Raw genomic sequence first — 9652 nt, forward strand, 5'->3', positions numbered from 1 at the left:
CTCGAGCTCTATTCCGACGAGGATGGCGAGCCCGGCCCGGTCTACGTGAAGACCCTGGTCTCACCTCGAGCTCTATTCCGACGAGGATGGCGAGCCCGGCCCGGTCTACGTGAAGACCCTGGTCTCACGCGGCGCAAAGACGATCGTCGTCTCCCAATACAACCCGCCGAAGGAACTCCGCTTCGACGCCATGCGGGTGAAGCAGATGCTGCGGATCATTCCCTATGACGAGCTGCTGGGGGTTTAGGTTCGGGTGGCCCTGCAGCCGGAGCGACGTGGCTTCCTGCTCCTGGCCTTTGCCGTTGGACTGTTCCCGATCGCGCAACAAGCGGCCCCATGCAAGACCCGGAAGCAGACGTTGCCAAAGGTCTCGCCTGACTTCGGTTCCCGCCCCAAAGCGAAACTAAACCTGTTGCGCTGACAGCCATTCAAGCGTGTCTTCCGCACTCTTTTCGGGCCTGGTTACCGGATGCAAGACGTGTTCGATCGCTCCGTCCTTGACGACCAAGGTCAACCGCTCAATGAGGCGCATTCCGTCCGCGACGAAAGTTGGAAGCGACAGCGCATCCGTCAACTGGAAGTCCTCATCGCTCAGCACTTCAAAGGGTAGGTGCAGACGTGTCGCCATCTCTTGCTGATAGGAGGTTGCTTGGGTGCTGAGACCGAACACGGTCGCTCCAACGCGAGCCATATCGTCATGATGGTCACGAAATGCGCAGGCCTGCGGGGTACAGCCTCGAGCGCCGGGAATGACATCCCAGCCAGTAGGCGCAGGCTTCCCCGGGTCACTCGTCCGAGGGTAACAATAGATCACCGTGCGTCCTCCAGGCAGTGACGCCAGATCGACCTTTCGCCCCGTTGTTGAACGCAGAGCGACCGCGGGCATCCGAATGCCGACCAGACGAGAGCTTAGGGACATTGATTGCCTTGGTCAGATTTTGATCCTGGCCGATTCCATCGCATGCCGGATGTCCGATTCCCACCGAGACATAGGCGGCGCGTCATCGCTATTTCCGGAGTCGACCCAAGTGAGACATTAGCCGATCAATGTCCGGCGACCGGAGTTGGCCACATTTTGACTCTTGCAAAAGTCCAGTCAGGAAGTCTGGCTGTCGATGCCGCTTAACGGTCGACGGAGGCCGAGCGCCGACCGCGGCCCCTGGCGGCCCCCGACGATGCTGTCCGGGAATCAAGTAGCCTGAGCAGATCCTTGGTTAGCGGCACCCGCAGCGCTATTAGGCAGCGCTCTTCATCGCCGCGGTTCCTTGATCACGTCAGGGTGCTCCCTTTCCCATACGCCGATCGCGTTTTTGAGCGCTACTGACTCGCGGTAACTGCTCCCGTCCTGCACCGAGAGCGTTTTGATGCGCCGCTTTGCGAGTTCGTAGTCTTCAACGGTCTCGATCGTGAAAGTCGGCGCGTCCGACCGGCACGACTCCGGAGTGTGTTTGATCGTGGTTTTCATGGGCCACCTCTGCGGTTTGAAATGCTGACGATCGGCAACGAATTGCCAATCTTGCTACAGGGGTGACTGCTCGGCGCTGCGTCAGATCAAGCAGTGCCCCCGAAGGGCCGGCCGCGGCATGGCGGATGATGCCTGCCACTCATGGATGGTCCAATGCGTCCTGCGCCAAGCCAAGCCGCGCATACCCTTTAACGATCAGATCATATTTCACCGACGAAACGGCCAGACTACGAGCCCAGTCGACCACATCATTCCAGGGATCAACGACCTTCCCCGTCGCCGAAAGAAAGGTGATGACTGTGGCGATCTCTGTCTGCCCGCGAACGACAAGAACGCTCCCTAGCCCAAGAATTACTAGATTTCCTATGCTATTTGTAAGATTCATAAAGAAATTCATTGAGAATTTCAGTGCAAAAATACCCATGTTGAGATGGAATATTATATTCAGATCGTCTTTTCTCGGGATCAGTTCGTCTGCCTTGCTTATGGTAAGAATATCCATTCCCACTTTTCGTAGAAGCACTATCCGACCTTCGACCCTCGCATTGATCGCACGTTGTATCAGCGGCACAATGAGGATCTGTGGCGCGAGAATGGCCGCGCTGACCATGGCCAGTCGTGGTTCCAGAATTGCAAGATAGGTGAATACGCTAATCAGGAATCCAATTTCCACGACCGGCGTGCTTACGCTGGAGCCGACGAATAGGCCGACGTCATCACTTTCCGCTATTATTATAGACAGCCCGATAGCGTCGCTGCCGCCTTGCCGAGCCTCGGCGGACCGATTTGCAAGTCGAGCCTCGATCGCAACGCGAAGGGCACGGGCGGCGCTTTCTCCAATCCAGGCCCGATAGAGGTTCATGAGGAGCTTCAGGAGGCCGAAGCAAACTGTAATGGCGGCTTGAGCGGCGATGAGTAGTAGAATCAACCTGATCGGTCCGCCCTTGACGGCGGTATCAATCACTCTCCTCTGGAGCTCGATCGGCGCGGTATTCAACAGAAATACCGCAACAGAGATTAGCGATACCCACAATTGATGCCAGCCGCCAATTCTAAATACGAATTTGAACAGAGAATTAGGCAATAACTCAACGGAATCTGAGATAATGCCCGAAGATAATGGCCGACTAAACATGGCTTTCTGCCAAATCGAGAGCGAAGGAGGGGGCGACCGTCATTCCATCGAATTTAACCTTGTCGAATCCTACTTTCCGCCTTGCGGGGCAATTGTTTTGCCAAGACCGTTCATCACTGCGCTGCGCTTTCGGCGGCTCGGACCATTTATAGCTAAGCAGGGAACTATTTTTTTGACCTGCATCAAACCAAACGAATGCGGTCAGCTTTTCGAACCGGCGAAACCAGCGGCGAAGGCTGCTTCACCAGAGAACTTGGATTCAGGGCGTCGTAGACGCAAAAGACTTTTATCATCCATTTCTAAACGGCGGAATCGATAACGCGGCATCTGGCCATGCCACTCGTAATCCCGGTTAATCCCGCTTACGCTCTGCCGTTGCCATATGACCCTTCGCTTCACTCCGGGCATGGAGCAAAACTACCCGAATGTCGGCTTCCTGGCGATAAGCCGAGGTCTGCTTCCCATCCATCTCGGTCGTTGCGCTCGCATCGCAGCGCCCCGTCGACCTCGCGCCAGTTACGGACGCCGGATKACCACCCGGAAGCGGACGCTCGCCGCTCCATGCTGAGCCCGCACGGTTCGGGCCATCTCCTATTTCCTGGGAACGCGCGGCCTGAGCCGACACCAGCCACTGCGCAAACGCCAGGTCGACCAAGGAGGCTGGCAGAGCCGCGATGCCATTTCGACGTCCCACCTTGCCTTCGTTCTCATGGCGTGGCCGTGGCTCGGGCCTGGCTTGCGCCGCCGAGGAGCGGCCGCTCGGCTGGTCAGCCTGTCGCCATCAGCCCGCGGTCGTGGATCGCGGCCGCAACGGCGGAGCGATCCGGTCGCCTCGCCAGGCTGGCGGCCCTCCGAGCGCCACTCAATCTGCCAGCATGCAATCCGCCAGGCTGTAGCAGTGGCTTGCCTGGTAGGCGTTCCGCCCTCGGTTCATATGCGTCAGATTGAAGGTTCGAATGGCAGCCAGGACGCGGCGCGCCGCAAGGAAACTGCGGATCGAGGCGGAGCCCCGCACATTGATGCCAAAGATGTCTGCGCCACGCGGGAAGAAATAGCTGACATCCTCTGGCGTCGTGACGCAGCGCTCGAGAAAGAGTTCGTCCACCTGGCCCTGTGCAGGAGATTGGTCCGTGGCGAAATCCGAAAGATGCACCAAAAACCGCGCACGGATGCCCTCCCCGTCCGCATAGAGGGTGAAAAACTCCATCCAGCTCGCATTGACGCGGACGAGCGGCTTGTCGGATGTCGACGGCAGACAAGACACCGACCAGTAGCAACGCTCGGTCCTGCGCGGGATGGGGATGCAGTTCTGGCCGTAGAGCCTGAGAATCTCCAGGGCGTCCTGTGCCTGCGGGCGACGCAGCAGCTTTTGAAATCGCGTGACGTACTTGAACCGCAGCTCGAGGGAATCCGAGCGCTCGTCAGCGTCGCGCAAGTCGGTCTTGCCCTCGATCCAATCGCGCTGCTCCTCGAGATCCAGAAACTGGCGCAGACCCGTGGTGCCGCGGCGAGGAGTCGTGCTCACGTCAGGTGCCATCTGAGTTCCATCTGTGCCGGTATTGCAGGGGATTTTGCCAGATCATGGATCAGGCTCCGGACAATCCATGACCGTAGCTGACGTCAGCACTAATCCCGAGGGGGCCTGTTGCCGATCGCGCGGCTTCCTGATTGCGCCCAACCATGCGGTTCGCCCCCTTCGCGAGCCGTGGTGAGCGAGTGGCAGCTCCGCCCGATCGACGCCGGCCGTCGACAGGGGCGCGATTGAGCGCTACGTCAGCAGGAAGACGTGGTTGGGAATTGAGATGCGCGGAGCTGGGATAAGCTTGGCAGGCACGCTCATTCTGCTGTTTGCCCGCTTCCTCACCGCGGTCCGCGGACAATGGCACGGCGTGGCGCCGAGCGACCAGCAGCGGATCTACTTCGCCAACCACGCGAGCCATGGCGATTTCGTGCTGATCTGGACGGTGCTGCCGCGCCGCCTGCGCCTGGCGAGCCGGCCGGTCGCCGGGAGCGACTACTGGCTGAAAAGCCGTCTTCGGCGCTTCATCGGCTGCGATGTCTTCAACGCCGTCCTGATCGACCGCGAGCGTCCGAGCCKGACGAACGACCCGATCAGCCAGATGACGGATGCGCTCGATGCCGGCTCCTCCCTGATCGTCTTCCCGGAAGGCACGCGCAACAGCACCCCTGCCCCGCTCCTGCCCTTCAAGAGCGGGCTCTTCCACCTGGCGCGCGCCCGGCCGGAGATCGTCCTCGTGCCGGTATGGATCGACAATCTCAACCGCGTCATGCCGAAGGGCGAGTTCGTGCCGATACCCCTGATCTGCACGGTCACCTTCGGGGCCGCGCTCCAGATCGCCCAGGGCGAGACCAAAAGGGATTTTTTGGCGCGGGCGGAAGCGGCCCTGCTCGCCCTCTCGCCAAAGGCCGGCGCGCCATGACGATGCCGCATCCCGATCTCGTGGCGGTGCTCGCCGGCCTGCTCTGCGTGCTCATCGTCGCCTCTGCGATCGGCTACGTGCTTGAGCGCAGGCTGTCGCCTGATGGCTCGCATGCCGTGATCGAGAACCTGAACCACCGGATCCGTGCCTGGTGGGTCATGATCGTGCTGATGGGGCTGGCGCTGATCGGCGGCAAGGCCGGCGTGACCTTGCTCTTCGCCTTCTGTTCCTTCGCGGCCTTCCGTGAATTCATCACGCTGACCACGACGCACCGCGCCGACCACTGGGCGCTGGCGGTAGCCTTCTTCGTCGTGCTGCCGCTGCAATATTATCTCATCTGGATGGACTGGTACGGCCTCTTCTCGATCCTGATCCCGGTCTACGCCTTCCTGCTGATGCCGATCATCGCCGCGCTGCGTGGCGATACGGACGACTTTCTCGTGCGCATCGCCGAAGTGCAGTGGGCGCTGATGATCTGCGTCTTCTGCACGTCGCATGTGCCGGCGCTGCTGAGCCTCGACATTCCCGGCTTCGAGGAGCGCAACGTGCTCCTGATCGCCTATCTCGTCATCGTCGTGCAGATGAGCGATGTCCTGCAATATGTCTGGGGCAAGCTTCTCGGCCGCACCAGGATCGCGCCGAACCTGTCGCCTTCGAAGACGGTCGAGGGTTTCATTGGCGGCGGGCTGAGCGCGGTGGCCGTGGGGGCGGCCCTGTCCTGGATGACACCGTTCACGCTGCTCCAGGCGGCCTTCCTGTCGCTCGTCATCGTCCTGATGGGCTTCTTCGGCGGGCTCGTGATGTCGGCGATCAAGCGCGATCGCGGCGTCAAGGATTGGGGCCACCTGATCGCCGGCCATGGCGGGTTCATCGACCGGCTCGATTCCGTGGTGTTCTCGGCGCCGATCTTCTTTCACCTGGTCCGCTGGGGGTGGTCGACCACATGACACTTCCCGTCACCAGCCTGATGCGAAGCAGCCTCGTGCACATCGCCTTCGCCTTTGTCGCGATGGGGAGCTGGGCGGCATTCGCCAACCGCGCCCATCCGATGCCGGCGCCGCTCCAGGCCGGGTTGATCCAGGGCGCGCTGTCGGCGCTCATCACGCTGCTCCTGAAACGCGGCATCGAGGAACTGGCCAGGCGCTTCTCCGGCCTCGCGGCCCTCCTGGCTCCGCCCCTGATCGCCGGGCTTGTCTCCGCGAGCCTGCTCACCGTGATCCATACGCTTGGTGGCACGCCGGAAATCGCCAGGACGATCGCGGTGCCGTGGACCGTCGCGACCAGCTATGCGGCGCTCTACAATTTCTCGCTCTGGCGCAGCAGGAGGGCCTGAACCGTGGCAGAGGACGGTAATCGACGCCCGCTCGCGAGCCGGGATGCGGGCTGGGCCCGCTCGATCGCGCGCAGGCTGAGCGCGGCCGCGATCACGCCGAACCAGATCTCGATGGCGAGCATGGCGATGGCGGCCTTTGCCGGCGCCGGCTTCTGGCTTGCGGGCCTGGCGGATGCCGGGCTGCGCGCCGCCCTGCTCCTGGCGGCTGCCCTGTTCTGCCAGCTCAGGCTGCTCTGCAACCTCTTCGACGGCATGGTGGCGATCGAAGGCGGCAAGCAGGCCCCCGACGGACCGTTCTGGAACGAGTTCCCGGATCGCGTCGCCGATATCCTCATTCTCGTCGGCGCCGGCTACGGGGCCGGGATCCCGGCCCTGGGCTGGGCGGCGGCCGCCCTCGCGGTGCTCACCGCCTACACGCGCGAGCTCGGTCGCGCCTGCGGGCTGCCGGCCGATTTCTCGGGCCCGATGGCCAAGCAGCACCGCATGGCGGTGATCACCGCAGCGGCCGTCTTGTCCCTCCTGGAGCCGCTTTGGCGCGGCCATAACGAGGTCCTGGTCTTCGCTCTCTGGCTCATCGCGGCTGGCGCTGCCGTGACCACGCTGCGGCGGGCCGCAAATGTGGTCCGGGCCTTGCGCGCGCGCTGAGCGAGCTCACGATCTCGCTCGACGCCGTCCCCCGACATTCCCCGACGACCGAAGCGGGACGATACCGGCTGGCAAGGCCCACAGGTGCATCGTCTCAATTACAATAGAGGTGACTTCAGTCGCCGGGCCGCCCGCAGCTATTTCGGAAGCAGCGGGCACTTGCTCTGGGAGAGCGGCCAGACGGTTTCTTCCGGCGCAATCGTTCGCACGATCTCGAAATAATCCCACGGCCCCTTGGAATCCGCCGGCTTCTTGACACGGGCGAGATACATCTCGCGCAGCACGCGGCCATCTGCGCGGATCGTCGCCCCCTTCGTGAAAGCGTCGTTGATCGGCATCGCCTTCATCGCGGCGGCAACCTTGTCGGGATCGTCGGTGCCGGCCTCGTTGATGGCCTTGAGGTAATGCCGGACGGAGCCGTAGACGCCGGCATGCAGCATCGAGGGCATCATCCCGGTCCGCTCCATGAACTGCTTCGACCAGGCGCGCGAGGCGTCATCGATGTCCCAGTAGGACGCCGTGGTCAGATACGTGCCCTGCGTCGCCTTCAGCCCCAGGCTGTGTACGTCCTGCAGGAAAAAGATCAATGCCGCGAGAGACTGGCCTTGCTCGGCCAGACCGAACTCGCCGGCCTGCTTGATGGCATTGACCGTGTCGTTGCCGGCGTTGGCGATGCCGATCACCTTCGCGCCGGAGGCCTGGGCCCGGAGCAGGAACGAGGAGAAATCGGCATTGTTCAGGGGATGACGAACCGCGCCGAGTACCTTGCCGCCATTGGCCTCGACCACGTCGGTCGCGTCCTTCTGCAGCTGATGACCGAAGGCGTAGTCGGAGGCCAGCATGAACCAGGTGTTGCCCCCGGCCTTGACGACCGCCGACGCAGTGCCGCGCGAGACGGCATAGGTGTCATAGGTCCAGTGGAATCCGTAAGGCGAGCACTGCTCGTTGGTCAGCGCCGTCGTCCCGGCACCCGAATACATCACGATGCGCTTCTTCTCCCGTGCCAGCGATTGCACCGCCAGCGCCACCGCCGAGTTCGGCACGTCGACGATCGCATCGACCTTGTCGATGTCGAACCACTGCCGCGCGACCGTGGTGCCGACATCCGCTTTGTGCTGATGGTCGGCCGTGACGATCTGGATCGGCTTGCCGAGCACGGTTCCGCCGAACTCCTTGACCGCCATCTCGGCCGCGACGACCGAGCCTTTGCCGGTGATATCGGCCGTCACTCCGGCCATGTCGGTCAGGACGCCGATCTTGACGACATCGTCGCTCACCTGCGCCTCGGCGGCGGTCGTGCAGGCGAATGCGGTCAGGGCTCCGGCCAGTAGCAGCGTCTTCATGAGTGTCCTCCCAGGACTGGTCCGCTTGCTGCGGTTCGCTTGAAACAGGGGGTCAGAGTTCCCGGCCGGCCAGCCAGAGGAGCAGCCGGTCCGCGATGGCGTCGCTGTTGTCTTCGATCATCGGCATGTGGCCGTTGCCGGAGGTGCCCTCGTCCGGCAGCCACAGGAACTCCGCCCCCAGATAGCGGGCGGTCGCCTCGTCTATCGCGCGCGGATGGCGTGGATCGTGATCACCGGTGACGATCAGGATCGGCGTCCGAGCCAGCGCGGCCGGGTCCGCGATCTGCAAGCCGCGCCCGCCGATGTTGAAGCGCTCGTTGAACAGCCGCGCGCTCTCCGGGACAATCGAGAGCCGATACTGCTCGAAGGCCTGACGCGGAAAGCGCGGAGCGTTGGCCCAGAAGCTCCGCATGAACGCCTCGCCGACCACGACCGGCCTGTCCTCGGGCAGCATCACAGGGCAGCCCAGGCTGACATCGTCCCTGAGCTTCGCAATCGCTTCCGGGTCGTCGGGCAGCACGGGGAGGATGTTGGCCGGCGCGCCCGGCGCAACGCCGATCACGGCGGCGACCGCGCCAGGGGCCCGCTCCGCGATCCACCACGCCATCGGCCCGCTGGCGGAGTGGACCAGGAGGACGGCCGGCCCGACCATCTCCACAAGGGCGAGAATGGATTGCGCGATCTCGCGGGTCGACAGGGTCGCCAGATTCCCGCACGCCGGCGAGCGGCCGTGGCCGGGCCAGTCCACCACGAAAACGTCGCGCCCCGCTGCCGCGAAGCGGGTCGCCCAGCCCTGGCGCCCGTCCGGCGTCGCGAGATAGCACTGGCCGGTGTGACAGCCGCCATGGACCATGACGACGGGCAAGCGCCTGGGCCCGGCTATCGCGGCGATATGGTCGACATAGATCGGCAGCGATCCGGTTGCAGCGAAGAATGCTCGCCCGAACGACACGCCTGTCGCGGCGGGGCGAGCGCTGGCGGGAACCGGGATATCCATGCGATCCTCCCCGGGGACTGGGCGGCATCGCCAAGTCCTCTCATTGCCCGGAATGCTACGACTGCGATGTCATGACAGCAACAAAAAAGTCTCATATGAGACGAAATTCAGAAGCGACGGACCTGGAAGCGACGGACCTGGACGTGGCCGGGGTGGGTCGCGAAGAGGGCCTGCGCGCGATGCTCGGAGGCACCGAGATACCAACGGCCTACAGGATCGGTTACATCCTGAACTTCTACCGCGAGCCGTCATTCCGGCGGATCGAGGCCGAATTCGGCCTGACGCGCCCCGAG

At 63.0% G+C, this 9652-nt stretch carries 11 protein-coding genes and 1 pseudogene; 6 read left to right on the plus strand and 6 right to left on the minus strand.

Features of this window, described 5'->3' with window-relative positions:
- Positions 1-109: 109 nt before the first annotated feature.
- A complete protein-coding gene (locus AC1DJT_RS29745) occupies positions 110-247 on the plus strand; it encodes a hypothetical protein (protein WP_476835454.1) in 138 nt (45 codons plus the stop codon).
- 156 nt (positions 248-403) lie between these two features.
- On the opposite strand, the gene AC1DJT_RS29750 is transcribed toward AC1DJT_RS29745, so the two are convergent.
- The 4 genes from AC1DJT_RS29750 to AC1DJT_RS29765 all read right to left on the minus strand — a co-directional run bounded on the left by AC1DJT_RS29750 (position 404) and on the right by AC1DJT_RS29765 (position 4137).
- Complete coding sequence (locus AC1DJT_RS29750) at positions 404-919, minus strand: peroxiredoxin (protein ID WP_476835455.1); 516 nt, start codon at positions 917-919, stop codon at positions 404-406.
- Between the two features lie 330 nt (positions 920-1249).
- A complete protein-coding gene (locus AC1DJT_RS29755; protein ID WP_476768987.1) occupies positions 1250-1465 on the minus strand; it encodes a hypothetical protein in 216 nt (71 codons plus the stop codon).
- Between the two features lie 139 nt (positions 1466-1604).
- On the minus strand, positions 1605-2600 hold the full coding sequence (locus AC1DJT_RS29760; protein ID WP_476768986.1) for a 6TM ABC transporter family protein: 996 nt from the start codon (positions 2598-2600) through the stop codon (positions 1605-1607).
- 862 nt (positions 2601-3462) lie between these two features.
- Positions 3463-4137 carry a hypothetical protein gene (locus tag AC1DJT_RS29765; protein WP_476768985.1) on the minus strand — a complete coding sequence of 225 codons (675 nt, stop codon included), beginning with the start codon at positions 4135-4137 and terminating at the stop codon, positions 3463-3465.
- A gap of 265 nt (positions 4138-4402) precedes the next feature.
- On the opposite strand from AC1DJT_RS29765, the gene AC1DJT_RS29770 reads away from it, so the two are divergent.
- Genes AC1DJT_RS29770 through AC1DJT_RS29785 form a run of 4 tightly spaced genes read left to right on the plus strand, consistent with a single transcriptional unit; the run spans position 4403 to position 7019 of the window.
- Positions 4403-5041, plus strand: a complete 639-nt coding sequence (locus tag AC1DJT_RS29770) for a lysophospholipid acyltransferase family protein (protein ID WP_476835456.1) — start codon at positions 4403-4405, stop codon at positions 5039-5041.
- On the plus strand, positions 5038-5988 hold the full coding sequence (locus tag AC1DJT_RS29775) for a phosphatidate cytidylyltransferase (protein ID WP_476835457.1): 951 nt from the start codon (positions 5038-5040) through the stop codon (positions 5986-5988). The genes AC1DJT_RS29770 and AC1DJT_RS29775 overlap by 4 nt, the downstream gene beginning before the upstream one ends.
- Positions 5985-6374, plus strand: coding sequence for a hypothetical protein (locus AC1DJT_RS29780; RefSeq protein WP_476768982.1), 390 nt, complete (start codon positions 5985-5987; stop codon positions 6372-6374). Before AC1DJT_RS29775 ends, AC1DJT_RS29780 begins: the two co-directional genes overlap by 4 nt.
- Before the next feature lie 3 nt (positions 6375-6377).
- Positions 6378-7019: a CDP-alcohol phosphatidyltransferase family protein gene (locus AC1DJT_RS29785; RefSeq protein WP_476835458.1), complete on the plus strand. Its 642-nt coding sequence runs from the start codon at positions 6378-6380 to the stop codon at positions 7017-7019.
- A gap of 137 nt (positions 7020-7156) precedes the next feature.
- Here AC1DJT_RS29785 and AC1DJT_RS29790 read toward each other — a convergent pair whose 3' ends face one another.
- Both AC1DJT_RS29790 and AC1DJT_RS29795 read right to left on the minus strand, forming a co-directional pair.
- On the minus strand, positions 7157-8362 hold the full coding sequence (locus tag AC1DJT_RS29790) for an ABC transporter substrate-binding protein (RefSeq protein WP_441492813.1): 1206 nt from the start codon (positions 8360-8362) through the stop codon (positions 7157-7159).
- 52 nt (positions 8363-8414) lie between these two features.
- A complete protein-coding gene (locus AC1DJT_RS29795; protein WP_476835459.1) occupies positions 8415-9359 on the minus strand; it encodes an alpha/beta fold hydrolase in 945 nt (314 codons plus the stop codon).
- A gap of 95 nt (positions 9360-9454) precedes the next feature.
- Here AC1DJT_RS29795 and AC1DJT_RS29800 point away from each other — a divergent pair.
- A pseudogene (locus AC1DJT_RS29800) lies at positions 9455-9652 on the plus strand (hypothetical protein); the annotation flags it as partial.

The sequence above is a fragment of the Allobosea sp. 05T422_2 genome (genome assembly GCF_056396265.1).

Bases quoted from the DNA above. Each gene is read 5' to 3' on its own strand.
- AC1DJT_RS29750 (WP_476835455.1), bottom strand. From the start codon at position 919: ATGTCCCTAAGCTCTCGTCTGGTCGGCATTCGGATGCCCGCGGTCGCT.
- AC1DJT_RS29755 (WP_476768987.1), bottom strand. From the start codon at position 1,465: ATGAAAACCACGATCAAACACACTCCGGAGTCGTGCCGGTCGGACGCG.
- AC1DJT_RS29760 (WP_476768986.1), bottom strand. From the start codon at position 2,600: ATGTTTAGTCGGCCATTATCTTCGGGCATTATCTCAGATTCCGTTGAG.
- AC1DJT_RS29765 (WP_476768985.1), bottom strand. From the start codon at position 4,137: ATGGCACCTGACGTGAGCACGACTCCTCGCCGCGGCACCACGGGTCTG.
- AC1DJT_RS29775 (WP_476835457.1), top strand. From the start codon at position 5,038: ATGACGATGCCGCATCCCGATCTCGTGGCGGTGCTCGCCGGCCTGCTC.
- AC1DJT_RS29780 (WP_476768982.1), top strand. From the start codon at position 5,985: ATGACACTTCCCGTCACCAGCCTGATGCGAAGCAGCCTCGTGCACATC.
- AC1DJT_RS29790 (WP_441492813.1), bottom strand. From the start codon at position 8,362: ATGAAGACGCTGCTACTGGCCGGAGCCCTGACCGCATTCGCCTGCACG.
- AC1DJT_RS29795 (WP_476835459.1), bottom strand. From the start codon at position 9,359: ATGGATATCCCGGTTCCCGCCAGCGCTCGCCCCGCCGCGACAGGCGTG.